The following is a 25645-nucleotide window of genomic DNA, read 5'->3' on the forward strand; positions in this document are numbered from 1 at the left end:
TGGACGTTCGAGGGGTCTCCCTGGGTCGGCAGAGGCGTTCTGGGCGCCTCTGCCGGCGCGACGGACCGCCGACGCTCTGAGGTGACGCCGAGCGCGCTCAGCACCTCGACCATCTCAGGCTCTGTGACATCAGTCACAGCATCGGCGATCCGTCGTAAGGCGTCGCTCACGTCACTGGCCGTTTGCGCTGGTCGCGGGCTTGTTCACGGTCAGCGGGAGGAGCTTCTTACCGGTCGGGCCTACTTGTGGCCATGTGTCGAACTGCGGGCAGACGCCGCAGTCGAAGCACGGGGTCCAGCGGCAGTCCTCGACCTCGGTCTCGTCGAGGGCGTCCTGCCAGTCCTCCCAGAGCCAGTCCTTGTCGAGGCCGGAGTCGAGGTGGTCCCAGGGCAGGACCTCCTCGTAGGTGCGCTCGCGGGTGGTGTACCAGTCGACGTCCACGCCGAAGTCGGGCAGCGTCTTCTCGGCGCACTCCATCCAGCGGTCGTACGAGAAGTGCTCGCGCCAGCCGTCGAAGCGGCCGCCGTCGTCGTACACCGCGCGGATGACCGCGCCGATCCGGCGGTCGCCGCGGGAGAGCAGGCCCTCGACGATGCCGGGCTTGCCGTCGTGGTAGCGGAAGCCGATGGAGCGGCCGTACTTCTTGTCGCCGCGGATCTTGTCGCGGAGCTTGGCCAGGCGGGCGTCGGTCTCCTCGGCGGAGAGCTGCGGGGCCCACTGGAAGGGGGTGTGCGGCTTGGGGACGAAACCGCCGATGGAGACCGTGCAGCGGATGTCGTTCTGACCGGAGACCTTGCGGCCCTCGGCGATGACGTTGACCGCCATGTCGCCGATCTGGAGCACGTCCTCGTCGGTCTCGGTGGGCAGGCCGCACATGAAGTAGAGCTTCACCTGCCGCCAGCCGTTTCCGTAGGCCGTGGAGACCGTACGGATCAGGTCCTCTTCGGAGACCATCTTGTTGATGACCTTGCGGATCCGCTCGCTGCCGCCCTCGGGGGCGAAGGTCAGACCGGAGCGACGGCCGTTGCGGGTCAGCTCGTTGGCAAGATCGATGTTGAAGGCGTCGACCCGGGTCGACGGCAGCGACAGGCCGATCTTGTCTTCCTCGTACCGGTCGGCGAGGCCCTTGGCCACGTCGCCGATCTCGGTGTGGTCCGCGGAGGACAGCGACAGCAGGCCGACCTCCTCGAATCCCGTGGCCTTCAGACCCTTGTCCACCATCTCGCCGATGCCGGTGATGCTTCGCTCCCGTACGGGGCGCGTGATCATGCCGGCCTGGCAGAAGCGGCAGCCGCGGGTGCAGCCACGGAAGATCTCGACCGACATCCGCTCGTGGACGGTCTCGGCCAGGGGGACGAGCGGCTGCTTGGGGTAGGGCCACTCGTCGAGGTCCATGACGGTGTGCTTGGAGACCCGCCACGGGACGCCGGAGCGGTTCGGCACGACGCGCGCGATGCGGCCGTCGCCGAGGTACTCGACGTCGTAGAACTTGGGGACGTAGACGTTGCCGGTCCTGGCGAGGCGGAAGAGCAGCTCGTCGCGGCCGCCGGGGCGGCCCTCGTCCTTCCACGCCCGGATGATCCTGGTGATGTCCAGGACCGCCTGCTCGCCGTCGCCGATGACCGCGCAGTCGAGGAAGTCGGCGATCGGCTCGGGGTTGAACGCGGCGTGGCCGCCGGCCAGGACCACCGGGTGGTCCTCGGTGCGGTCCTTGGCCTCCAGCGGGATGCCGGCGAGGTCCAGGGCGGTGAGCATGTTGGTGTAGCCGAGCTCGGTGGAGAAGCTCAGGCCGAACACGTCGAAGTCGCCGACGGGCCGGTGGCTGTCCACGGTGAACTGGGGCACCTTGTGCTCGCGCATCAGCGCTTCGAGGTCCGGCCAGACGCTGTAGGTGCGCTCGGCGAGGACGCCCTCCTGCTCGTTGAGGACCTCGTAGAGGATCATGACGCCCTGGTTGGGCAGCCCGACCTCGTAGGCGTCGGGGTACATGAGTGCCCAGCGGACGTCGCACTCCGCCCATTCCTTGACGGTGGAGTTCAGCTCACCACCGACGTACTGGATGGGCTTCTGCACGTGCGGGAGCAGAGCTTCGAGCTGCGGGAAAACCGACTCGGACATCTCGAACCTTCGTGGACGGACAAGGGGCGACTCACAAGCGTAACCCGCTCGGAGTCACCCCTCGGCACGGCGATCTTGCTGCCGGCGCTCCGGCCTGCGCCGTCGAGCGGGCGGCGCGGGCCCCTGTTCAGGCCCGCAGCCCCGCCCGGTGCCGGGGACGGGAGACCTTCGCCCACAGATCGGGCAGTTCCCGTTCGCTGCGGGCCGCCAGGGCCTCCTCCCGGCCGTAGAGCAGGCCGAAGGTGAATCCGCTCTCGCCGGCCCGGCGGGCCTGGGTCGCCAGCTCGCGCAGCGCGGCGCGGGCGACCACGCTGTCCTGGTGGTCGCCGAGCAGCTGCTGCACCTGCTTGGTGCGCCGGACGAACGCGCGGGCCGGGCGTCCGAGCGCCGGGCTGGCCGCCTCGGCCGCGTACCGGGTGCGCTTGGCGGCCTTGCGGGCGCTGTGCAGCGCCTCGTCGCGGGCCGGGCCGGCGGGGGTGTCCAGGGCGGCCTCGATGCGGTGGGCCAGCCGCCGGTAGTCCCTGAGGACGACGCCGGCGACGACGGGGGGCGCGGGGCGGGCGGCGGGGCGGCGCAGCGGCGGGGCGCCGAGCAGGGCGTGCAGGTTCTCCAGGAGGGCGAGGTAGCGCGGGCCGTCGAGGGCGGCGAGCAGCCGTTCGCGGGCCCCTGCCCGGCGCCGGGCCGACCAGGTGCGCAGCCGGGCCGACACCGGTCCCAGCCGCAGCGTGCGGGGCACCCCGGCCAGGGCGCCGGCGAGCCGGTCGGCGAGCACCTCCTGGTCCCGACCTGCCCCCAACTCCGTTGCCAGCCACTTGAGTTCGACGCCCAGCGGGTCGGTGGCGGCCCGGTCGAGGACCTTGGCGTACGAGCGGAAGGCGCTGCGCAGCCGGCGGGTGGCGACCCGCATCTGGTGCACCGCGTCGGGCAGGTCGCGCCGGACCGCCGGGTCCAGCTCGACGATCGCCCGCACCTGGGCGCGGACGTAGCGGAGCACGACGTCGCCGGCGGTGCGGCCGGGGCGGTGGGGGAGGTCGGCGTCCGCGGCGGGGGCGGGGCGTGCGGCGCCCTCTCGCGCGGTCTCCGGTGCGGTCTCCGGAGCGATCTCCGGCGCGGTCTCCGCCAGGGCGCGGGCCAGTTTCGACGGGGCGTCCGCGGGGCGCGCACCGGCCCCGATCAGCACCCGCTCGACCTCGTCCAGCAGCTTCTGCCCCGCGCCGCGCCCGCTCCCGGGGGCCAGCTCGACCTCGATCTCCCGCCAGCGGGCCGTGCGCGCCGCCCCTTCCGGGTCCAGCCGACGGGCCCGCACGTCGTCCACCGCGACCTCGGCGAGCGGACGGCCGGCGGCATCTTCGAGGGCGTGGACCGTGCGCCGGGTCCGCAGCCGGACGAGGGGGACCAGCGGGGCGTCGCGAGTCCGGGAGCGGACCAGGGCGGTCAGTTCGCGGGGCGGGGCGTCGGAGAGCGGGGCGCGGATCTCGTCGCGCACCGCGCCGGTGACCTCGGGGAGCGCGACCGGGAGTTTGAGATGCCAGCCCGCGTCGGGGCCGCCGGTGCGCCGGCGCAGGGTGATGCCGTCCGCGGCGAGGCGCTGGTCCGCGGTGTCGTAGTAGACGGCGTCCAGGGCCCGGGTGCCGAGCTCCGCCACGGTCGCGACCCGGCCGGCGCGGGTCAGGTCGGGCAGGCGGACGGCGTCGATCCCGGCGGCCGCGCCCGTCGCGGCTGTCTCGTATTTCCGCTCGATCTCCCGCACGGTGTCCGCCATGCATCGAATCTAGTCAGCCACCACGACCCCGACCAGCCGTCCGACGCCGGCCCGTGCCCGGGATGGGTGGCATCGCCGACACGCGGTGTCTTACGGTGTGTGACAGGACGCCCACACAGCGTGGTAACCGTCTCGATCGACACCGGGAGAAACCGTGCACCCCGACACCGCATCCCTCGCCCGGCCGCCCCTCCGCGTCGCGGCCGGCGCCCGCCCGTACCTGCTCACCGCGGCGAGCCGACCCAGCGCCCCGAAGACCGCCCGCGACTTCGTCCGGGCGCTGCTGCGGCACGGCCCGCTCGCCGCCCTGAGGGACACCGCCGTCCTGCTCACCTCTGAGGCGGTCACCAGGGCCCATCTGCGCACCCCCGGCTCCGCGGACATCCTGCTGCGGGTGCTGACCGCGGCGCACGGCCTGCGGATCAGCGTGCACGACGAGGGCGCGGCGGTGATCCCCGCGCCGTCCCCCGAGGGCCTCCGACGGCCCCCCGGTCTCGACCTCGCTCGACCGGGAGGACCCCCGTCGGTCCGGGGAGGAGCCCCCTGGGTGCCCGGCGACCGGGACCCCGCGCACGGACTGCTGCTGATCAGCCGGCTCGCCGACGACTGGGGGACGACCCCGTTCGAGGGGCCGCCGCACACCACGTCCCTGTGGTTCGAACTGCGCACCGGACGCTGAGACCGCGGCGGTGCCGCCCGGTCAGCGGGACGCGGAGACCGGGCGCTGGACGCGGATCGACTGCAGCAGACCGATCGCGATCCACACCGCGAACATCGAGGTGCCGCCGTAGGAGACGAACGGCAGCGGCAGACCGGTGACGGGCATGATGCCCAGGGTCATCCCGATGTTCTCGAATGCCTGGAAGGCGAACCACGCGATGATGCCGGCGGCCACGATCGTGCCGTAGAGCTCGCCGGTCTCGCGGGCGATCCGGCAGGCCCGCCACAGCACCACGCCGAGCAGGAAGATGATCAGGCCCGCGCCGAGGAAGCCGAGCTCCTCGCCGGCGACGGTGAAGATGAAGTCGGTCTGCTGCTCGGGGACGAACTGGCCGGTGGTCTGGCTGCCGTGGAAGAGGCCGGAGCCGGTCAACCCGCCACCGCCGATGGCGATCCGGGCCTGATTGGTGTTGTAGCCGACGCCGGCCGGGTCCAGGCTCGGGTTGGCGAACGCGGCGAACCGGGCGATCTGGTAGGCGTCCAGCAGCCCGAGCTGCCAGATGGCCACGCAGCCGACGACACCGGTTCCCAGCAGGCCCAGGATCCAGCGGTTGGAGCAGCCGCTGGCGAGCAGCACGCCGAGGATGATGGCGCCGAGCACCATCACCGAGCCGAGGTCGGGCATCAGGAGGATCACACCCACCGGGACGGCGGCCAGCCCCAGGGCCTGGACGACGGTGCGGTGGTCGGGGTGCGGGCGGTCGCCGGCGTCGACCCGGGCCGCCAGGATCATCGCCATGCCCAGGGTGATGGTGATCTTGGTGAACTCGGCGGGCTGGAGCGAGAAACCGCCCGGGATCGCGAGCCACGAACGGGAGCCGTTGATGGTGGCGCCCAGCGGCGTCAGCACCAGCACCGCCAGCACCACCGAGGCGCCGAACAGCACCGGGACGGCGCCGCGCAGGGTGCGGTGGCCCAGCCAGATGGTGCCGGCGGCCAGCGCGATGCCGATGGAGGTGTTCAGCAGGTGGTGGACGAAGAAGAAGTACTCGTCGCCCCTGTTGAGTTCGGTGCGGTTGCGGGTCGCCGAGAAGACCAGGATCGAGCCCATCAGGGACAGCACCAGGCAGGACAGCAGCAGTATCCAGTCCAGTCTGCGCACCACGGAGTCACGCGCCGTCAGCCGGCCCCAGACGCCTTGGTCCGGGGCGTAGCGGCGGACGGAGAAGGTCCGGGAGAAGAGCGGCGTGGTCACTGCTGGGGGCTCCCGGAGGGGGACGGCGACGGGTCGGCCGGCGGCTTGATGGGCGGCGAGAGGATGGTGCCGTCGCTCTCGATCTTGGGCAGCTTGCTCTCCGGCCTGGGAAGCAGCGCGGCCTTGTCGTCGATCTCGCCCTTGTCGTTGACGCCGTAGAGCGCGTTGTAGATGTTGCGGACGGCCGGGCCGGAGGCGCCGGAGCCGGTACCACCCTGGGAGATGGTCATCACGATCGCGTAGTCCTTGGTGTACGTCGCGAACCACGAGGTGGTCTGCTTGCCGTAGACCTCGGCGGTACCGGTCTTGGCGTGCATCGGGATCCTGTCCTGCGGCCAGCCCTGGAAGCGCCAGGCGGCGGTGCCCCGCTCGGTCACGCCCTGGAGTGCGGCGTCGATCTGCCGGAGGGTCTGCGGGGTGTCCGGCAGATGGCCGTGCGGCTTCGGCCGGATCGTCTCCACCGACTTGCCGTCGGGGCTGACGATGGCCTTGCCGACGGTGGGGTTGTAGAGGGTGCCGCCGTTGGAGAGCGCCGCGTAGATCGTCGCCATCTGGATCGGGGTGACGAGGGTGTCGCCCTGGCCGATGGCGTAGTTGATCGAGTCGTAGGCGTGCAGCTTCATGCCTTCGAGGCAGTTCTCCCGGGCGAGCTTGGAGACGTAGTCATTGGCGTCCTTGGGGTGCGCGCACCAGCTGTCCTTGTTGGCCTTCCAGAAGGCGGTCTTCCACTGACGGTCGGGGACCCGGCCCTTGACCTCGTTGGGGAGGTCGACGCCGGTCTCCTTGCCAAGGCCGAACTGGTGGGCGGTCCGGTAGAACCAGTCGCGAGGGTCCTGGACCGGCTTGTCGCCGCCGTCCTTCTTCCACTCGTCGTGCCCGATCCGGTAGAAGACGGTGTCGCAGGAGACCTCCAGCGCCTGGCCCAGGGTGATGTCGCCCTTCGACTCGCCCTCGAAGTTCCGGAAGACCTGGCCGCCGATGCTGTACGAGCTGGTGCAGGGGTAGTGGCCGTCGAAGGGGTAGCCGGCGTTGACCGCGGCCGAGGTCGAGATGACCTTGAAGATCGAGCCGGGGGCGGCCTGTCCCTGGATGGCGCGGTTGAGCAGCGGGTAGTTGGAGTCCTTGCCGGTCAGCTTGGCGTAGTCCTTGCCGGAGATCCCGCCGACCCAGGCGTTGGGGTCGTAGGTGGGGTTGGAGGCCATCGCCACCACCCGGCCGGTCTTCGCCTCCAGGACGACCACGGCACCCGAGTCGGCCTTGTAGTTGGTGCCGGTGTTCCGGTCCATCTGGGTGCGGGCGTCCTTCATGGCCTTGTCGAGCTGCTGTTCCGCTATGGCCTGGACGCGGGCGTCGATGCTGGTGACCAGGGTCGAACCGGCCTGGCCCTTGTCGCTGTTGGCCTGCCCGATGACCCGGCCGAGGTTGTCGACCTCGTAGCGGGTGACAGCGGCCTTGCCGCGCAGGAAGGTGTCGTACTGCCGCTCCAGACCGGACCGGCCGACCTGGTCCGAGCGCAGCAGCGGCGAGGGGCCGTTCTTGGCCCTCTGGATCTCCTCGTCGGTGACCGGCGAGAGGTAGCCGAGGACCTGGGCGGTGTTGGACTTGCCGAGCGCCGGGTAGCGGCGGACGGCGGTGGGCTGGGCGCTGATGCCGGGGAAGTCCTCGGAGCGCTCGCGGATCTGGAGGGCCTGCTGGGTGGTGGCCTTGTCGGTGATCGGGATCGGCTGGAAGGGCGAGCCGTTCCAGCAGGGCTGCGGGGTCTTGGCGTCGCACAGCCGGACCTTGTTGCGGATCTCCTGCGCGGGCATGCCCAGCACCTTGGCCAGCCGGGCGAGCACGGCCTTGCCGTCGTCCTTCATCTTCAGCAGGTCGGTGCGGCTGGCGGAAACCACGAGCCGGGTCTGGTTGTCGGCCAGCGGCACGCCGCGGGCGTCGAGGATGGAGCCGCGGGTGGCGGGCTCGATGACCTGCTGGACGTGGTTGGACCTGGCCTTGGCCGCGTACTCCTGGCCATTGCGGATCTGGAGATACCACAGCCGGCCGCCGAGCGTCGCCAGCAGTGAGAAGACCAGAATCTGGATGGCGACCAGCCGGATGGTGACGCGGGAGGTCTTCCCCGTCTCCGGAATGTTGCTCACAGGCGCTTGACCCCCTTGATGCCCTTGACCCCCTTGGTGCGTCCGCCACGGGCCGGCTTGGGAACCCGGCCGGTGCGGATCGCCTTCATCGCGTTGCGGCTGGCCTTGAGGCCGGTGCCGGTCGTGAGCCAGCCCCCGGCCCACGTACCGGCTCCGCCGGAGCGGCTGTCGCCGCTCCCCCAGCCGTGCCGACCGAGGCCGCCGGCGGTGCCGCCGGCGTCGGTGGCCAGCGGGTCGTGCTCCGTCCTGCGCGCCAGCGCCATCACCAGCGGAACGGTGAAGGGGGCGAGCAACAGGTCGTAGAGCGTGGCGCTGAGCAGCAGCCCGACCAGGCCGACGTGTCGGGCGGCGGTGTCGCCGACCAGGGAGCCGACCCCGGCGTACATCAGCGTCGAGCCGATGGCCGCGCCGATCACGACCACCAGCGGCAGGGTCGCCGAGCGGTGCTGGCCGTTGTCCGGCTTGGTCAGGCCCGCGACGTAGCCGATGACGCACAGGACCAGGGCGTAGCGGCCGATGGCGTGGTCGGCGGGCGGGGCGAGGTCGGCCAGCAGTCCGGCGCCGAAGCCGATGAGCGAGCCGCCGACATGGCCGTAGACCAGGGCCAGGCCGACCACGACCAGCAGCAGCAGATCCGGTACGGCGCCCGGCAGTTGGAGTCTGGCGAGGATGCTGACCTGGACGATCAGGGCGACCACCACCAGCGGGGTGGCGAGCAGGATCCGGTTGATGCGCATCGGTCAGCTCCTGGGTGAAGCGCTCTCGGAGGGGGTGGCCGTGACGGTGACCGTCGGTGTCGGCCTGGGCTTGACCGGGGGCGGTAGGACGGTGTCCCGCGGGTCCTTGCGGGGCGGCTGGACGACGATGCCGACGACGTCGAGCGACGAGAAGGAAACGAACGGCCGGACCTGGAGGGTGCGGGTCAGATCGCCGTTGAGCGGCTCGACCTTGGTGACCGTGCCGACCGGCACCCCGGGCACGAACGGCTTGTCCTTGCTGGAGCCGAAGGTGACCAGCCGGTCGCCCTTCTTGACGTCGGCCCGGCCGTTGAGCAGCTCGACGCGGAGCGAGCGGACGCCCTGGCCGTTGGCGAAGCCGATCTCGTTGGTCTTCTCCATCCGGGTGCCGACGGTGAACTCCGGGTCGGCGGCGAGCAGCACGGTGGAGGTGTGCGGGGTGACGGTGGTGATCCGGCCGACCAGCCCGTCGCCGTTGAGGACGGTCATGTCGCGGGCGATGCCGTCGCTGCTGCCGGCGTCGATGGTGACGGTCCAGGAGAAGCCCTGCGCGGACCCGATGGCGATGACCTCGGCGCCCTTGATCGCGTACTGGCCGGTGGCCGCGGTCTTGAGGATCTTGTCGAGTTCGGCGGCGCGGTTGCGGTTGCGGTCCGGGGAGCCGAGCTTGAGCTTCAGTGCGGCGTTCTGGTGTTCCAGCTCGCTGATGCGGTTGTGGCGGTCGCCGGAGTCGCGTACCGCGCTGACGGCGTTGCCGACCGGGTTGACGACGCGGGCCACGCCGCGCTCCACCGGGCCGAAGGCGGAGGCGGCGGCTTGCCGGGCACCGTCGAGCGGGGACTGTTCGCCGCCTCGGATATCGACCGTGATCAGCGCGAACGCGATCGCGACCAGCAGCACCAGCAGCAGCCGGCTCTCTCGTGTGTCCCTCACGTGCGGCGGCCGTGTCCTTCCTCGTAGGACCGGCCGGCTGCGGGCCCCGCCGGTCTCGTTCGGGGGTTGAGCGTTGTGCCTTGCTGTGACGGCGCGGTGGTGAAGCGTCAGTGCACCGTGTCTGTGGGGGCGTTGCGTATGGGCCGGCGATCCGCCGGACGGAGCGGCCGTTTCTCTATGGTGCCCGGCCCGCGCGAACGTCGTGTGACGTCCGCGCGACGGGCCGGGACCGGGTGGGTCAGCGGCGCGGCTGGGAGTCCAGGACCTGCTGGAGCGCCTCGAACTCCTCGACGCACTTGCCGGAACCGAGCGCGACGGAGTCGAGCGGGTCCTCGGCGATGTGGATGGGCATGCCCGTCTCGCGGCGCAGCCGCTCGTCGAGGCCGCGCAGCAGTGCACCGCCACCCGTCAGAACGATGCCGCGGTCCATCACGTCACCGGAAAGCTCCGGCGGGCACTTGTCGAGGGTCGTCTTGACCGCGTCGACGATGGAGTTGACCGGCTCTTCGATGGCCTTGCGGACCTCGGCGGCGGAGATGACGACGGTCTTCGGCAGGCCGGAGACCAGGTCGCGCCCGCGGATCTCGGTGTGCTCGTCCTGCTCCAGGTCGTACGCCGAACCAATGGTGATCTTGATGGACTCGGCGGTGCGCTCGCCCAGCAGGAGGCTGTACTCCTTCTTGATGTGCTGGATGATCGCGTTGTCCAGCTCGTCGCCGGCGACCCGGATGGACTGGGCGGTGACGATGCCGCCGAGCGAGATGACCGCGACCTCGGTGGTGCCGCCGCCGATGTCCACGACCATGTTGCCGGTGGCCTCGTGGACGGGCAGGCCCGAGCCGATCGCGGCGGCCATCGGCTCCTCGATGATGTGCACCTGGCGGGCACCGGCCTGGGTGGACGCCTCGATGACCGCGCGGCGCTCAACTCCCGTGATACCGGAGGGAACGCAGACCACGACCCGCGGGCGGGCCAGATAGCGCCGCTTGTGGATCTTGAGGATGAAGTAGCGGAGCATCCGCTCGGTGATCTCGAAGTCCGCGATCACACCGTCCTTCAGGGGCCGTACGGCGACGATGTTGCCGGGGGTCCGGCCGATCATCTTCTTCGCCTCGGCGCCGACCGCGAGGATGCCGCCGGTGTTGGTGTTGATGGCCACGACCGACGGTTCGTTGAGGACGATGCCCCGGCCCCTGACGTACACCAGCGTGTTGGCGGTCCCGAGGTCGACAGCCATGTCACGGCCGATGAACGACATGTTGTTCCCCATGAGGATACGTCTGGCCTTCCCAACTGGAGCGAATGCTTACTTTGAGGTCGGCAGGAGGTGATGCGCTGTGAGGCGCGGAAGCCCCCATCGTAGTTCGTAGTGATACTCCACCCGAACCCGGCGGGAGGCCGTTCCGCCATTGTCAGCCGTACACGCACCCGCCCCCCTTAATGGTGACGTCGTGTCGCGGGAACGCGTTCCCCCGCTCGCGGCGAATACACCGAGGGGCGACCGATGATTTCACCGGTCGCCCCTGGTCACAAGGGGGTTGGCCGTTGACTTCGGATCAAGAAATCCCGGGGAAGAAAATCTTGATCTCGCGCTCGGCGGACTCTTCGGAATCCGAGGCGTGGATGAGATTTTCTCGGGTGATCGTTCCGAAGTCCCCACGAATGGACCCACTCGGCGCGGCAATCGGGTCAGTGGGACCGGCCAGCGCGCGGACGCCCTCGATGACCCGCTCGCCCTCGACGACCAGCGAGACGACCGGCCCGGAGGACATGAAGTCCACCAGCGGCTCGTAGAAAGGCTTGCCGACGTGCTCGGCGTAGTGCTGCTCCAGCACCCCGCGGTCGAGGGTGCGCAGTTCCAGCGCGGTGATCGTCCAGTTGGCCTTGCGCTCGATGCGACGGATGATCTCGCCGATCAGACCGCGCTTGACGGCGTCGGGCTTGAGGAGGACGAGGGTGCGCTGGCTCACGAAGGGACTCCCTGTATCTGAACGACGGTCAGCGGTGTCTTGAGGCTACCGGCCCGGCGCCCCCGCCTTTCACCCGCCCACCCGGGGCACGTGACGGGTGCCTCTCCCCACCCCGCAGCCCCGTCACCGCGCCCAACGGCCCCGCGCAGCGGATTCGCGCCGCAGGCGCAACGGCAGCAACACCCGCGGCGGGAAAGCCGACAACGTGGGCTCAGCCCGGAGTCGTCGCCTGGGCCGCGAAGCGGGCCTTGGCCTCGTCCACCTTGCGGCCGAAGTGGACCGAGGTCCACCACAGGGCGGCGAAGACCGCGCCGAGGAAGAACATCGTGGGCACGACCAGGCCGCTGGCGATCAGCGCGATCTGCAGCGCCCAGCCCAGCTGCACCCCGCCGGGGCGGGTCAGCATCCCGCACAGCAGCAGGCTCAGCAGCATCGCGATGCCGCTGACGATCCAGATGGTGGCCCGGGAGATGTCGGTGAGCTGCATCGCGACCAGACCGGCGAAGCCGATCACGAAGAACTCGCCTATCAGGGTGCTGGCACACAGCGTGCGCATGGTCAGTTCCTTCCGAGGAGCAGCCGGGCCTCGCCGACCGTGATCACCGAGCCGGTCACCAGCACACCGGCGCCGGAAAACTCGCCCTCCTCCTCGGCGAGGGTGATCGCCGCCTCCAGGGCGTCGTCCAGCCGCGGCTCGACCTGGACCCGCTCGGAGCCGAAGATCTCCACGGCGATGGCGGCCAGCTCGTCCGGATCCATCGCACGCTGGCTGGAATTCCGCGTCACCACGACCTCGGCGAAGATCGGCTCGAACGCCTCCAGGAAGCCCCGGACGTCCTTGTCGTCGCTGGCGCCGACGACACCGATCAGCCGGCTGAAGCCGAACGCCTCGCTGACCGTGTCGGCCGCCGCCCGGGCGCCGCCCGGGTTGTGCGCGGCGTCCAGCACCACGGTGGGGCTGCGCCGGACGACCTCCATCCGACCGGGCGAGCTGACCGCGGCGAACGCGGAGCGGACGGTGTCGATGTCGAGGGTGCGGGCGTGGTCGGAGCCGACGCCGAAGAACGCCTCGACGGCGGCGAGCGCGACCGCGGCGTTGTGCGCCTGGTGGGCACCGTGCAGCGGGAGGAAGACCTCCGGGTACTCGCCGCCGAGCCCGCGCAGGGTCAGCATCTGGCCGCCGACCGCCACCTCGCGGGAGAGCACCCCGAACTCCATGCCCTCGCGGGCCACCGTGGCGTCCACCTCGACCGCGCGCTTGAGCATCACCGCGGCGGCGTCCACCGGCTGCTGGGCCAGGACGACCGTCGCGTCCTTCTTGATGATCCCGGACTTCTCGCCGGCGATCTGCTCGGGCGTCTCGCCCAGCCGGTCGGTGTGGTCCAGCGAGATGGGGGTGATCACGGCGACGTCGCCGTCGATGACGTTGGTCGCGTCCCAGGTGCCGCCCATGCCGACCTCGACGACCGCGACGTCCACCGGGGCGTCGGCGAACGCGGCGAACGCCATCGCGGTCAGCACCTCGAAGAAGGAGAGGCGGTACTCCTGCTGTCCGTCGATCATCTCCACGTACGGCGCGATGTCGCGGTAGGTCTCGATGAAGCGCTCGGCGGAGATGGGGCTGCCGTCCAGGCTGATCCGCTCGGTGACGGACTGGACGTGCGGGCTGGTGTAACGGCCGGTGCGCAGCTCGAAGGCGCCGAGCAGGGCCTCGATCATGCGGGCCGTGCTGGTCTTGCCGTTGGTCCCCGTGATGTGGATGGAGGGGTAGGCGCGCTGCGGCGAGCCCAGGACGTCCAGCAGCGCGGCGATCCGCTCGATCGACGGGTCGAGTTTGGTCTCGCCCCAGCGGCCGCCCAGCTCCTCCTCGACGGCGCGCAGCGCGCGGTCGGTCTCCGGGTCGGCGGGGCGGGCCGGGACCTGCTCCCCCTGCGGCGGCCCGGCCTGCGCGCGCAGGGTCCGGCTGCCGGCCTCGATCACGGCGAGGTCGGGGTCGCGCTCGGTCTCCGCCTCCACCATCTCCTCGAAGGCGTCGGTCGGGTCGGGAGTCGGGTCGGGATCGTCGTTCTGGGGGCGCTCGCTCACGACGACAAGTCTACGAGGCACCACCGACAACGGACCTGCGCCGCCCCCGCGCCGCTCACCGCCCGGCCCGCGCCCGGGTCGCCGCCCCGGTCAGGACAGCGCCGCCTCCATCATCGCCTTGGCGATCGGGGCGGCCAGGCCGTTGCCGGAGACCTCGTTGCGGGCCGCGTGCCCGTCCTCGACCATCACGGCGACCGCGACCTGGTGGCCCTTGCCGTCATCCGCGTACGAGACGAACCAGGCGTAGGGGGTGCCGCTGTTGTCGACGCCGTGCTGGGCGGTGCCGGTCTTGCCGCCGACGGTCACCCCGTCGATCTTCGCGTTGGAGCCGGTGCCCTTGTCCACGACCGTCTGCATCGCCGAGCGCAGCTGGGCGGCGGTCCGGCTCGACATCGCCGTGCGGTAGGTCCTGGGGTCGTTCTGCTGGACGGTGTTGCCGCCGCCGTCGGTGAGCTTGTCGACCAGCTGCGGGGCCTTCAGATCGCCCCCGTTGGCGATCGCCGAGGCGACCATCGCCATCTGGAGCGGGGTGGCCTGGTCGTCGAACTGGCCGATGCCGGAGAGCGCGGTCTGCGCCTGGTCCATGTCCTTGGGGTAGACGCTCTTGGTGGCGCGCACCGGGACGTCCATCTTGGCGTCGTTGAAGCCGAACTTCTCGGCCTGCGCCCTCACCTTGTCCTTGCCCAGGTCGACGGCCATCTTGGCGAAGACGGTGTTGCAGGAGTACTGGAGCGCGGTGCGGATGGTGGCGTTCTCACAGGGCGCCGAGGCGCTCTCGTTGGTCAGCTGGGTGCGGGTGTTGGGCAGGGTGTACGGGTCGGGGCTGGTGGTGGGCTGGTCCACCGAGGAGTACAGGCCGTTCTCCAGCGCGGCGGCGGCGACCACCAGCTTGAAGGTGGAGCCGGGCGGCAGCGGCTGGCGCAGCGCGCGGTTGAGGTTCGGCTGGCCGGCGTCGTTCGTCAGGGACTGCCACGCCTTCTGGTCGGCGGTGGAGGAGCCGGCGAACTTCCCCGGGTCGTACGACGGGGTGCTGACCATGCCCAGGATCCGCCCGGTCGCCGGGTCCAGCGCGATGGCCGCACCGGTCTTGCCGCCGAGCGCCTCGTAACCGGCCTTCTGCACCTTGGGGTCGATGGTGGTGGCCACGTCGCCGCCCTTGGGGCGCTCGTGCAGCAGGGTGTCGGCGGGGTTCTGCAGCCGGCTGTCGCTGCCGCCGAGCAGGTCGCCGTAGAGGCTCTCCAGCTGGGTGCTGCCGAAGATCTGCGAGGAGAAGCCGGTGACCGGGGCGTAGAGCGGGCCGTCCTTGTAGGTCCGCTTGTACGTGAGTGAGGAGGAGGTGGCGGCGGAACCGGTGATCGGCTGGCCGTCGACGAGGATGTTGCCCAGCGGCGCGGAGTACTTGGCGATGTTCACCCGGGGGTTGTGCGGGTCCTCCCGGTAGTCGCTGGCCTTGGCGCCCTGGATCCAGGTGGCCCAGACCATCAGCACCAGGACCAGCGCGAGGCAGAATGCCGAGACCCGTCGCAGGGGCTTGTTCATGGGCGCGGCTCCTCGGGGCTGGGGACGGGGACCGGACATGCGTTTCCGCCGGAACTCCGGCATTCCGGTCCACGGTGCCTCGCCTTCATGAGAGCGTCATGAGAACCGCGTACCACCAGGATGTGAGCGATCGGACCGTCGGACGGGACAACCTTTCCGCCGCTCGACGCCCTCTTGCACGGCGGGGTCTGGGATGGCCACGGACCGTGTGGCCACGGTGTACGTGAAAAAAGTCGGGAAAGCAGGAGCTGAAGAGGCGTGCCGGCAATCAGTCAGCGGATGCATTTGGTGTTGCTCACCGGGTGGACCGTGCTGTGGTTCTTGATCGTGGAGCCGCACGGCGGCTTCTCCTGGCACTACCTGCGCACCGGCGGCGAGCTGATATACCAGGGCAGCTCCGGCGACGGCACCGGCGGCCTCAACCTCTACGCGCACCACCCCGAGCTCCAGATGGGGCCGATCAGCTTCCTGACGGCCGGGCTGTTCAACCCGTTCCCCGAGGCCACCGGCCAGTTCCTCGCCGCGGCCCTGATGTCCGCGCTGGGCCTGGTGATCCTGGTGCTGGCCGGCCGCAGCGCCGCCCACCACTTCCTGGGCACCGGCACCAACCACCAGCGGCTGCGGCAGCGGGTGCTGATCGCCGGGCTGGCCTTCATCCCCATGTGGATCGAGGTCGCGGTCCGCTTCGGGCATCTCGACGACGTCCTGGCGCTGTTCTTCACCGCCCTCGCGGTCCGCGCCGTCACCCGCGGCAACGCCGCCCTGACCGGTGCCTTCCTGGCGCTGGCGATGGACTCCAAGCCGACCGCGCTGGCCTTCGTCCCGCTGCTGCTGGCGCTCCCCCGGGACAAGTGGCTCAAGGCCGGCCTGTGGTGCACCGGACTGGTCGCCGTCGCCTGGTTGCCGTTCTTCCTCGGCGACGCCCAGTCCTTCGCCGCCGCCAAGTTCGCCATCCCCAACCAGCCGGCGTCCGCGCTGCGCTGGCTGGGCGCCGACGACCCCGAGACACCCGGCTGGGTCCGTCCCGCGCAGTTCGGCCTCGGGCTGGTGCTGGGCGGGCTCGCGGTCTGGCGGGGCCGCTGGGCGGCGGTGGTGCTGCTGGGCGCCAACGCCCGGATCGTGCTGGACCCCAGCGTCTACACGTACTACACCGCCTCGGTGCTGCTCGGCACCCTGCTGTGGGACGTCATCGGGCAGCGCCGCCTGGTGCCCTGGTGGAGCTGGCTGGCGCTGCTCATCCTCTACGGCAGCGTCTTCGCCGTCCCGGACGACTCCGCGCGGGGCCTGATCCGGCTCGCGTTCGTGGCGGCCTCCACGGCGTACGTGCTGCTGTGGCCGGTCCGGGAGCGGGGCGACCGCGGCGGGCGGCGGGGACGCCGCAGGCCCCCCGCCCATAGGGACGAGGGGCCTGCGGAGGAGGCCACGGGCCCCGGCGGGTGGCCGGGGCCGGCGCCGACTACGCCGTGGGCAGGGCCGCCAGCTGCGCGGTGATCCGCTCGATGTCGGCCTCGGCGGCCGCCTTGCGGGTCCGGATCTTCTCCTTGACCTGCTCGGGGGCCTTGGCGAGGAACGCCTCGTTGCCGAGCTTGGCGGTGGTCTGGGCCAGTTCCTTCTCGGCCGCCGCCAGGTCCTTCGCGAGCCGCTTGCGCTCCGCCTCGACGTCGATCGCACCGGACAGGTCCAGGGCGACGGTGGCGCCGGCGACCGGCAGGGACGCGGTGGCGGTGAAGTCCTCGCCGGCCGGCTGCAGGCGCAGCAGCGACCGCATCGCGGCCTCGTGCGGCGCCAGCGCCGTACCGGTCAGGTCCAGCCGCGCGGGGACCTTCTGGCCCGGCTGCAGGCCCTGGTCGGAGCGGAACCGGCGGACCTCGGTGACGACCTGCTGGACGGTCTCGATCTCCCGCTCGGCCGCCGCGTCCCGGAAGCCCGAGTCTCCGGGCCACTCGGCGATGACCACCGACTCGCCGCCGGTCAGGGTCGTCCACAGCGTCTCGGTGACGAACGGCACGACCGGGTGCAGCAGCCGCAGGGTGACGTCCAGGACCTCGCCCAGCACGCGGCGGGAGGCGTCGGCGGCCGGGCCGCCCGCCATGAACGTCGTCTTGGACAGCTCCACGTACCAGTCGAAGACCTCGTCCCAGGCGAAGTGGAAGAGGGTGTCCGACAGCTTGGCGAACTGGTAGTCGTCGTAGTACGCGTCGACCTCGGCGACGACCGAGTTGAGCCGGGAGAGGATCCACCGGTCGGTCGCCGACAGCTGCTCGGCGGGCGGCAGTTCGCCCTCGACCGTCGCGCCGTTCATCAGCGCGAAGCGGGTGGCGTTCCAGATCTTGTTGGCGAAGTTGCGGGAGCCCTGCACCCAGTCCTCGCCGATCGGGACGTCGACGCCGGGGTTGGCGCCGCGGGCGAGCGTGAACCGCACCGCGTCCGACCCGTAGGTGTCCATCCAGTCCAGCGGGTTGACCGCGTTCCCGAAGGACTTGGACATCTTCTTGCCGAACTGGTCGCGGACCATGCCGTGCAGCGCGATGGTGTGGAACGGCGGGGTGCCGTCCATCGCGTACAGCCCGAACATCATCATCCGGGCGACCCAGAAGAAGAGGATGTCGTAGCCGGTGACCAGGACCGAGTTCGGGTAGAACTTCTCGACGCTCGGGGTCTGCTCGGGCCAGCCCAGCGTGGAGAACGGCCACAGGCCGGACGAGAACCAGGTGTCGAGGACGTCGGTGTCCTGGTGCCACCCCTCGCCGGTGGGCGCCTCCTCGTCGGGCCCGACGCAGACGACCTCGCCGTTCGGCCCGTACCAGACCGGGATGCGGTGGCCCCACCACAGCTGCCGCGAGATGCACCAGTCGTGGAGGTTGTCGACCCAGCCGAAGTACCGGGACTCCATCTCCTTGGGGTGGATCGCGACCTTGCCGTCGCGGACCGCGTCACCGGCGGCCTTCGCCAGCGGGCCGACCTTGACCCACCACTGCATCGACAGCCGCGGCTCGATGGTGGTCTTGCAGCGCGAGCAGTGCCCGACGGAGTGGGTGTACGGGCGCTTCTCGGCGACGATCCGGCCCTCGGCGCGCAGCGCGCCGACGATCGCCGACCGGGCCTCGAAGCGGTCCAGCCCCTGGAACGGGCCGTGCGCGGTGATCACGCCGCGCTCGTCGAGGACGGCCAGGTTGGCCAGGCCGTGCCGCCGGCCGATCTCGAAGTCGTTCGGGTCGTGCGCCGGCGTGACCTTGACCGCACCGGTGCCGAACTCCGGGTCGACGTGCTCGTCCGCGACGACCGGGATCCGCCGCCCGGTCAGCGGCAGCTCGATCTCGGTGCCGACGAGGTGCGCGTAGCGCTCGTCCTCCGGGTGGACGGCGACGGCGGTGTCGCCGAGCATCGTCTCGGCGCGGGTGGTGGCCACGACGATCGACGCCTCGCCCTCGCCGTACCGGATCGACACCAGCTCGCCGTCGTCGTCCTGGTACTCCACCTCGATGTCGGAGATGGCGGTCAGACAGCGCGGGCACCAGTTGATGATGCGCTCGGCGCGGTAGATCAGCTCGTCGTCGTAGAGCCGCTTGAAGATCGTCTGGACGGCCTTGGAGAGGCCCTCGTCCATGGTGAAGCGCTCACGGGACCAGGCGACGCCGTCGCCGAGGCGCCGCATCTGCCCGGAGATCTGACCGCCGGACTCGCCCTTCCACTGCCAGACGCGCTCGACGAACGCCTCGCGCCCCAGGTCGTGCCGCGACACGCCCTCCTTGGCGAGTTCACGCTCGACCACGTTCTGGGTAGCGATACCGGCGTGGTCCATGCCCGGCTGCCAGAGCGTCTCGTAACCCTGCATCCGCTTGCGGCGGGTGAGCGCGTCGATGAGCGTGTGCTCGAAGGCGTGCCCCAGGTGCAGGGAGCCGGTGACGTTCGGCGGGGGGATGACGACGGTGTACGGCGGCTTGTCGCTCTTCTCGTCCGCCTCGAAGTAGCCCCGCTCTACCCAGCGCTCGTACAACGGCCCCTCTACATCGGCCGGCGTGTACTGAGTCGGCAGTTCGGGGACGCTGTGCTGCTGCTGAGTGTTCTCGGTCACGACCGACAGTGTACGGGCGCCCGTGTAGCGGCTTCGAATCGGTTTCGCCCCCGGGGCCACGGCTGTCAGCGGCGTCGTACAGGATGTCGGCAGCGCATAAACATCACGCCGACGCCCGGACGCCCCGCGCAGCACTCCGGCGTCACCGCAGTCACGAGGGGATCCGCTCCATGAGCTACAACCAGCCGCCTCCGGGCCCGTACGGTCAGCAGCCCCAGCAGCCCGGCCCGTACGGACAGCCGCAGCCGCCCACCCCGCAGCCCGGCTACGGCTACCCGCAGCAGGGCGGCCAGGTGCCTCCTCAGCAGGGCTACGGCTACCCGCAGCAGGCCCCCCAGCAGGCGCCCCAACAGTTCCCGCAGCAGCAGCCCCCCTACGGCCAGCCCGCGCAGCCCAACTACGGCCAGCAGGCACCCTACGGCGGCCAGCAGACCCCCTACGGGATGATCCCCCAGGAGCCGGAGTCCGGCGGCGGCAGCGGCAAGAAGATCGGCCTGATCATCGGCGCGGTCGCGGTGGTCGCGGCGATCGGCGTCGGCGCGTACTTCGTCTTCGGCTCGGGCGGCCAGGTCAAGCCGTACACGATCGCGCTGCCGGACAGCTTGCTGAGCGGGCAGTTCAGCAAGGTGCAGGCGCCCGGGCAGAGCGGCGGCGGTACCGAGAACTTCTCGAACGACAAGGACGCCAAGGCGCTGGGCATCACCAACGGCAAGGGCGTTCAGGGCAGTTACAAGGACACCAGCGGGCTGATGATGCAGGTGGTCGGCATGTACGGGACCATCGGCGACCCTCAGGGCACCGTGACCCAGATGTTCGCCAAGATCGACGACAACGTGAAGAAGACCGCCGGCAGCGCCAAGGTCGAGGACGTCACACCGGTCACCGAGTACTCACCGAGCGGCTTCGACGGCGAGATCATGAAGTGCCGGACGCAGAAGATCACTGTCTCGGCGGGCGGGATGACCGTACCGGTCACCGCCTCCACCTGCATCTGGGGCGACAACAGCGCCGTCGGCGTCGTGCAGCAGAGGGCCGTGCCCAACCCCAACGGCGGCGGCTCTGCCACCACCCCGAGCGCCGAGCAGCTCGCGGACACGACCGCCAAGGTCCGCAACGAGGTCCGCAAGGAGAAGTAAGGGCGCCGGCCGGGCCTGGCCCACACAGCCTGCCGAGTCGGCCAGGAGTGAATCCCCGGCCGCAATCCCCAGAGTTCAGAACCGCCCGGCAGCAACTGCGCTGCCGGGCGGTTCTGTTGATGGGGGGCGCGGAGGCGCTACGCGCTCTTCTCCTGGGGTTCGCCCGAGTCGCCGCGGGTGCGGGGGACGAGGGTCGGGTTGACGTTGGAGTGGACCACGTCGGCGGTGATGACGACGCGGGCGACGTCCTTGCGGGACGGGATCTCGTACATCACCGCCTGGAGGACCTCCTCCATGATGGCGCGCAGGCCGCGGGCGCCGGTGCCGCGGAGAATGGCCTGGTCGGCGATGGCCTCCAGGGCCGGGCGGTCGAAGTCCAGCTCCACGCCGTCGAGTTCGAAGAGCCGCTGGTACTGCTTGACCAGGGCGTTGCGCGGCTCGACGAGGATCTGGAGCAGGGCCTCGCGGTCGAGGTTGTGGACCGAGGTGAGGACGGGGAGGCGGCCGATGAACTCCGGGATCATCCCGAACTTCACCAGGTCCTCCGGCATCACGTCCTGGAGCTGGTCCTTGGACTCGATCTCGCGCTTGGAGCGGATCGTGGCGCCGAAGCCGATGCCCTTGGCGCCGGACCGGGCCTCGATGATCTTCTCCAGACCGGCGAAGGCACCGCCGACGATGAACAGCACGTTGGTGGTGTCGATCTGGATGAATTCCTGGTGCGGGTGCTTGCGGCCGCCCTGCGGCGGGACCGAGGCGGTGGTGCCCTCCAGGATCTTCAGCAGCGCCTGCTGGACGCCCTCGCCGGAGACGTCCCGGGTGATCGACGGGTTTTCGCTCTTCCGGGCGACCTTGTCGATCTCGTCGATGTAGATGATGCCGGTCTCGGCCTTCTTGATGTCGAAGTCCGCGGCCTGGATCAGCTTCAGGAGGATGTTCTCGACGTCCTCACCGACGTAGCCGGCCTCGGTCAGCGCCGTGGCATCGGCAAAGGCGAAGGGGACGTTGAGCATCCGGGCGAGGGTCTGCGCGAGCAGCGTCTTGCCCGAGCCGGTGGGGCCGAGCAGCAGGATGTTGGACTTGGCCAGCTCGATGCCCTCGTCGCCGCGGCCCGGGCCGTTCTCGCCCGCCTGGACGCGCTTGTAGTGGTTGTACACGGCCACCGAGAGCGCCTTCTTGGCGGGCTCCTGGCCGACGACGTAGCCGTTGAGGAACTCGTAGATCTCGCGGGGCTTGGGGAGTTCTTCCCAGCGCACCTCGGAGGTCTCGGCGAGCTCTTCCTCGATGATCTCGTTGCAGAGATCGATGCACTCGTCGCAGATGTACACACCAGGTCCCGCGATGAGCTTCTTCACCTGCTTCTGGCTCTTTCCGCAGAACGAGCACTTGAGCAGGTCGCCGCCGTCACCGATGCGTGCCACGAGGTGAATCCCCTTCGCCTGGGATCCGCATTGTTCCGCGGACCCGGGAGCTTGCCTATCGACGGTACCTTGCCGGGCCCCCCGTACGGGCCCCCCTTGGACCGACTCGGTTCACTCGGTCCAAGGGGGCAACACTCCGGCGCATTTCGCGAAGATCGCGATCAGACCGAGACGGAGGTCTTCCGCGTCGAGACGATCTGGTCGACCAGACCGTACGCCAGGGACTCCTCGGCGGTCAGGATCTTGTCCCGCTCGATGTCCTCGCGGATCTTCTCGATCGGCGTGGACGAGTGCTTGGCCAGCATCTCCTCCAGCTGCGTGCGCATCCGCTGGATCTCGCGGGCGGCGATCTCCAGGTCGGAGACCTGGCCGCGGCCGGTCTCGCTGAAGGGCTGGTGGATCAGGACCCGGGCGTTGGGCAGCGCCATGCGCTTGCCCGGGGTGCCGGCCGCCAGCAGCACGGCCGCGGCGGAGGCCGCCTGGCCCATGCAGACCGTCTGGATGTCGGGCTTGACGAACTGCATGGTGTCGTAGATCGCCGTCAGCGCCGTGAACGAGCCGCCGGGGCTGTTGATGTAGACCGAGATGTCGCGGTCCGGGTCCATCGACTCCAGGCACAGCAGCTGCGCCATGACGTCGTTGGCCGAGGCGTCGTCGACCTGCACGCCGAGGAAGATCACCCGCTCCTCGAAGAGCTTCGCGTAGGGGTCGTACTCGCGGACGCCCTGCGAGGTGCGCTCGACGAAGCGCGGGACGATATAGCGGGACTCGGCGGGCATGCCGGAGAACTCGGCCTTGGTGCGCTCGTAGAGGCCGCTTCCGGGGAAGTTGTTCATCTGGAGGTTCACCGTCCTGGTGGCGAAAAGGGGCTGGAGTCGACTGCGAAGCGGGAATCCGGGGCTCAGGCCCCGGTGCCGCCCCCGCCCGGAACGCCGGTGGCGGAGGGCATGACGTCGTCGATGAGGCCGTACGCCTTGGCCTCATCGGCGGTGAACCAACGGTCGCGGTCGGCGTCCTTGGTCCACTGCTCCAGCGTCTGGCCGGTGTGCATGGCGGAGAGCTCGCCCAGGCGCTTCTTCGTACGCAGCAGCTGCTCGGCGTGGATCTTGATGTCCGAGGCCGAACCCGCCAGGCCGGCGGAGGGCTGGTGGATGAGGATCTCGGCGTTCGGCAGCGCGAAGCGCTTGCCCGGGGTGCCGGCGCTCAGCAGGAACTGGCCCATCGAAGCGGCGAGGCCCATGGCGATGGTGACCACGTCGTTCTTGATGTACTGCATGGTGTCGTAGATCGCCATGCCGGCCGTGACCGAGCCGCCCGGGGAGTTGATGTAGAGGAAGATGTCCTTTTCCGGGTCAGCGGCGAGGAGCAGCAGCTGCGCCGTGATCTTGTTGGCGATGTCGTCGTCGACCGGCTGGCCGAGGAAGATGATCCGCTCGCCGAGCAGCCGGTTGTAGACCTGGTCGCCGAGGCCACCGGAGGTCGGCTCAGCGGCGGCGGAAGGCATCGGGATCGTCACGTGTCCACCTGCTCGTTGTCGGACGGCTCGCGACCGTCTCAGCGTCGTCTTCTGGGGCGCGGGGACCTGCGCCGTGTGGTGCATCCGGCGCGTTCGGAAACTTCCCTGCCCTCGTATCTACGGACCCTAACGCGCAGGTCGGACAACGCCATCCCGCAGCGAGAACTGTTCGCTGTGAGCGCAGGCTCACGGACCGGGATGACGCACGGGCCCGAACACGCTCACGTGCGTGTTCGGGCCCGTACTCACAGCTCGAAGAGCCCGGGGAACCCCCGGACGGCCGGGGCTCAGCCCTCGGTCTTCGGGGCCTCCTCGGCCTTCACCTCGGTGCCCTCGGCCTCGGCGACGACGGCCTCGGCGGCCTCCGCCTCCTCCTCGTCCTCCAGGTCGACGACCTCGCCGTTGGAGTCCTTGACCGTGGCGGCCTCGACGACCACCGCGAGGGCCTTGCCGCGGGCGACCTCGCCCACCAGCATCGGCACCTGGCCACCCTCGACGACCGCCTGGGCGAACTGGTCGGGGCTCATGCCGGAGGACTGCGCACGCCGCATGAGGTGCTCGGTGAGCTCCTCCTGGCTGACGTTGAGCTTCTCCTTGTTGACCAGCTCGTCGAGGACGAACTGGGTCTTGATGCCCTTCTCGGCCTGCTCCTTGGTCTCGGCGTCGAACTCTTCCTCGGTCTTGCCCTGGATCTCCAGGTACTTCGCGAGGTCGAGGCCCATCTGGCCGAGCTGGTGGTGCTCCAGGTTGTGCTTGCGGGTGCGGATCTCGTCCTCGAGGAGCTTCTCGGGGATCGGGACCTCGATCAGGCCGAGCAGCGCCTCCAGGACCTTCTCCTGGGCCTGGGTGGCCTGGTCGAACTTCTTCATCCGCTCCAGGCGCTTGCGGCTGTCCGCCTTGAGCTCGTCAAGGGTGTCGAACTCGCTGGCCAGCTGCGCGAAGTCGTCGTCCAGCTCGGGCAGTTCGCGGGCCTTGACCTCGGTGACGTCGACCTTGACCGAAGCCTCCTTGCCCTGGGCGGAGCCGCCCTTGAGCTCGGAGGTGAAGGTGGCGCTGCCGCCGGCCTCCAGGCCCTTGACGGCCTCGTCGATGCCGTCGAGGAGCTCACCGGAGCCGATGGTGTAGCTGACGCCGTTGGCGATGCCGTCGGCCAGCACCTCGCCGTCGACCTTGGCCTCCAGGTCCACGGTCACCACGTCGCCGTCCTGGGCGGCGCGCTCGACCGGGCTGGTCGAGGCGAAGCGCTCACGCAACTGCTCCACGGACTTCTCGACGTCCTCGTCCGACACCTCCACGGCGTCGACCTCGACCTCGATGCCGGAGTAGTCCGGGATCTCCAGTTCGGGGCGGATGTCGACCTCGGCGGTGAAGGCCAGCAGCTCGTTGTCCTTGAGCTCGGTGATGTCCACCTCGGGCTGACCGAGGACGTTCAGCTCGGCCTCGTTGACCGCGTTGGTGTAGAACTTCGGGAGCGCGTCGTTGACGGCCTCCTCCAGCACGGCGCCACGACCGAACCGCTGGTCGATGACGCGGGCCGGGATCTTGCCCTTGCGGAAGCCCTTCACCGTGACCTGCTGGTTGATCTTCTTGTACGCCGCGTCGAGGCTGTCCTTGAGCTCCTCGAAGGGCACCTCGACAGTGAGCCGAACCCGGGTCGGGTTCAGGGTCTCCACGGCGCTCTTCACGGTTCGGTCTCCTTGGGCTGACTTGGGGTTTTGCCTGAGATCCGCCGGCGTCCGGCATGTCCCGGCCCGGCCGATCGCGCCCGGTACAGAGACATACGGGCACGCAGCTTGCATAGTAACCGCAAGGAGGAGGGCACCCACAACGCGATCTTGAACGGTCGCTTATGCCCGCTTTGCCTCACGCGGACGGGTACCTGAACTGGTCGGGGTGGCCGGATTCGAACCGACGACCTTCCGCTCCCAAAGCGGACGCGCTACCAAGCTGCGCCACACCCCGTCGGTGCGACACGTAGGGTACATGGCCGGGGACGGTGTGGCTGCCCGTTATTCAAGAGCGCGATGCAGTGTGCGCGGCACAGCCTCCACCCGCTACGATGCTCTGCGTGCCGGGGTCCGACCGACCGTGGCGCTCGCGGGCGTAGCTCAATGGTAGAGCCCCAGTCTTCCAAACTGGCTACGCGGGTTCGATTCCCGTCGCCCGCTCCGAAACGGCCCGGGGCCGGATCGCGGACTTTCCCGATCCGGCCCCGGGCCGCTTTTGTCGCCGGGTGGGGCGAGGCTCGCCGCCTTCCCCAACCGCGTTCCCTGTCCCCCGAATTCCGGGTACTCCGCAAT

General features: G+C 70.1%; 19 protein-coding genes and 2 tRNA genes. 4 read left to right on the forward strand and 17 right to left on the reverse strand.

The genetic code is table 11. The annotated features are described in order from the left end of the window. Positions 1 to 171: 171 nt before the first annotated feature. Both JNO44_RS16610 and JNO44_RS16615 read right to left on the reverse strand, forming a co-directional pair. On the reverse strand, positions 172 to 2118 hold the full coding sequence (locus JNO44_RS16610; RefSeq protein ID WP_205364956.1) for a TIGR03960 family B12-binding radical SAM protein: 1947 nt from the start codon (positions 2116 to 2118) through the stop codon (positions 172 to 174). A 127-nt stretch (positions 2119 to 2245) separates the two neighbouring features. After that, positions 2246 to 3880 (reverse strand): CYTH and CHAD domain-containing protein, encoded by a 1635-nt coding sequence (locus JNO44_RS16615; protein WP_205364957.1) that lies wholly within the window; start codon positions 3878 to 3880, stop codon positions 2246 to 2248. A gap of 154 nt (positions 3881 to 4034) precedes the next feature. Here JNO44_RS16615 and JNO44_RS16620 point away from each other — a divergent pair, with 154 nt between their 5' ends. Next, on the forward strand, positions 4035 to 4559 hold the full coding sequence (locus tag JNO44_RS16620; protein ID WP_205364958.1) for an ATP-binding protein: 525 nt from the start codon (positions 4035 to 4037) through the stop codon (positions 4557 to 4559). Between the two features lie 21 nt (positions 4560 to 4580). On the opposite strand, the gene JNO44_RS16625 is transcribed toward JNO44_RS16620, so the two are convergent. The 9 genes from JNO44_RS16625 to JNO44_RS16665 form a co-directional block, all read right to left on the reverse strand. Further along, on the reverse strand, positions 4581 to 5795 hold the full coding sequence (locus JNO44_RS16625) for an FtsW/RodA/SpoVE family cell cycle protein (protein ID WP_205364959.1): 1215 nt from the start codon (positions 5793 to 5795) through the stop codon (positions 4581 to 4583). Beyond that, complete coding sequence (gene mrdA, locus JNO44_RS16630) at positions 5792 to 7933, reverse strand: penicillin-binding protein 2 (protein WP_205364960.1); 2142 nt, start codon at positions 7931 to 7933, stop codon at positions 5792 to 5794. The genes JNO44_RS16625 and mrdA overlap by 4 nt, the downstream gene beginning before the upstream one ends. Beyond that, complete coding sequence (gene mreD, locus JNO44_RS16635; protein WP_205364961.1) at positions 7930 to 8670, reverse strand: rod shape-determining protein MreD; 741 nt, start codon at positions 8668 to 8670, stop codon at positions 7930 to 7932. Before mreD ends, mrdA begins: the two co-directional genes overlap by 4 nt. Positions 8671 to 8673: 3 nt before the next feature. After that, positions 8674 to 9603 carry a rod shape-determining protein MreC gene (gene mreC, locus JNO44_RS16640; RefSeq protein WP_073442249.1) on the reverse strand — a complete coding sequence of 310 codons (930 nt, stop codon included), beginning with the start codon at positions 9601 to 9603 and terminating at the stop codon, positions 8674 to 8676. A gap of 238 nt (positions 9604 to 9841) precedes the next feature. Beyond that, the gene (locus JNO44_RS16645) at positions 9842 to 10861 is read right to left on the reverse strand and encodes a rod shape-determining protein (RefSeq protein ID WP_003985182.1); all 1020 of its coding nucleotides are present in this window, start codon (positions 10859 to 10861) and stop codon (positions 9842 to 9844) included. A gap of 298 nt (positions 10862 to 11159) precedes the next feature. Then, entirely contained in the window at positions 11160 to 11573 is a 414-nt protein-coding gene (ndk, locus tag JNO44_RS16650; protein WP_039636422.1) for a nucleoside-diphosphate kinase, read from the reverse strand. A 211-nt stretch (positions 11574 to 11784) separates the two neighbouring features. Next, positions 11785 to 12129: a DUF4233 domain-containing protein gene (locus tag JNO44_RS16655; protein WP_205364963.1), complete on the reverse strand. Its 345-nt coding sequence runs from the start codon at positions 12127 to 12129 to the stop codon at positions 11785 to 11787. A gap of 2 nt (positions 12130 to 12131) precedes the next feature. Next, positions 12132 to 13658 (reverse strand): bifunctional tetrahydrofolate synthase/dihydrofolate synthase, encoded by a 1527-nt coding sequence (gene folC / locus JNO44_RS16660; RefSeq protein ID WP_205364965.1) that lies wholly within the window; start codon positions 13656 to 13658, stop codon positions 12132 to 12134. A gap of 90 nt (positions 13659 to 13748) precedes the next feature. Continuing rightward, positions 13749 to 15197: a peptidoglycan D,D-transpeptidase FtsI family protein gene (locus JNO44_RS16665; RefSeq protein WP_205364967.1), complete on the reverse strand. Its 1449-nt coding sequence runs from the start codon at positions 15195 to 15197 to the stop codon at positions 13749 to 13751. A gap of 279 nt (positions 15198 to 15476) precedes the next feature. Here JNO44_RS16665 and JNO44_RS16670 point away from each other — a divergent pair, with 279 nt between their 5' ends. Continuing rightward, positions 15477 to 16688, forward strand: coding sequence for a hypothetical protein (locus JNO44_RS16670; protein ID WP_205369923.1), 1212 nt, complete (start codon positions 15477 to 15479; stop codon positions 16686 to 16688). Here the strand turns inward: JNO44_RS16670 and JNO44_RS16675 are convergent. Continuing rightward, on the reverse strand, positions 16654 to 19272 hold the full coding sequence (locus tag JNO44_RS16675; RefSeq protein WP_205364969.1) for a valine--tRNA ligase: 2619 nt from the start codon (positions 19270 to 19272) through the stop codon (positions 16654 to 16656). The genes JNO44_RS16670 and JNO44_RS16675 overlap by 35 nt on opposite strands. A gap of 170 nt (positions 19273 to 19442) precedes the next feature. On the opposite strand from JNO44_RS16675, the gene JNO44_RS16680 reads away from it, so the two are divergent. Then, positions 19443 to 20408 carry a hypothetical protein gene (locus tag JNO44_RS16680; protein WP_205364971.1) on the forward strand — a complete coding sequence of 322 codons (966 nt, stop codon included), beginning with the start codon at positions 19443 to 19445 and terminating at the stop codon, positions 20406 to 20408. A 137-nt stretch (positions 20409 to 20545) separates the two neighbouring features. Here JNO44_RS16680 and clpX read toward each other — a convergent pair whose 3' ends face one another. From clpX to JNO44_RS16705, 5 genes are all read right to left on the reverse strand, one after another. Then, positions 20546 to 21829: an ATP-dependent Clp protease ATP-binding subunit ClpX gene (gene clpX, locus JNO44_RS16685; RefSeq protein ID WP_016574019.1), complete on the reverse strand. Its 1284-nt coding sequence runs from the start codon at positions 21827 to 21829 to the stop codon at positions 20546 to 20548. A 161-nt stretch (positions 21830 to 21990) separates the two neighbouring features. Continuing rightward, a complete protein-coding gene (locus JNO44_RS16690; protein WP_073442521.1) occupies positions 21991 to 22665 on the reverse strand; it encodes an ATP-dependent Clp protease proteolytic subunit in 675 nt (224 codons plus the stop codon). A 65-nt stretch (positions 22666 to 22730) separates the two neighbouring features. Continuing rightward, positions 22731 to 23333: an ATP-dependent Clp protease proteolytic subunit gene (locus tag JNO44_RS16695; protein ID WP_205369925.1), complete on the reverse strand. Its 603-nt coding sequence runs from the start codon at positions 23331 to 23333 to the stop codon at positions 22731 to 22733. Positions 23334 to 23632: 299 nt separating this feature from the next. Next, positions 23633 to 25030, reverse strand: a complete 1398-nt coding sequence (gene tig, locus JNO44_RS16700) for a trigger factor (RefSeq protein WP_205364974.1) — start codon at positions 25028 to 25030, stop codon at positions 23633 to 23635. 200 nt (positions 25031 to 25230) lie between these two features. Continuing rightward, positions 25231 to 25307: transfer RNA gene (locus tag JNO44_RS16705), tRNA-Pro, on the reverse strand. A 135-nt stretch (positions 25308 to 25442) separates the two neighbouring features. Between JNO44_RS16705 and JNO44_RS16710 the strand changes: the two genes are divergently transcribed. Next, positions 25443 to 25513 (forward strand) — tRNA-Gly (locus JNO44_RS16710). The last annotated feature ends 132 nt before the right edge of the window (positions 25514 to 25645 follow it).

This window comes from Streptomyces noursei, from assembly GCF_016917755.1.
GTDB classification, from domain to species: domain Bacteria; phylum Actinomycetota; class Actinomycetes; order Streptomycetales; family Streptomycetaceae; genus Streptomyces; species Streptomyces yunnanensis.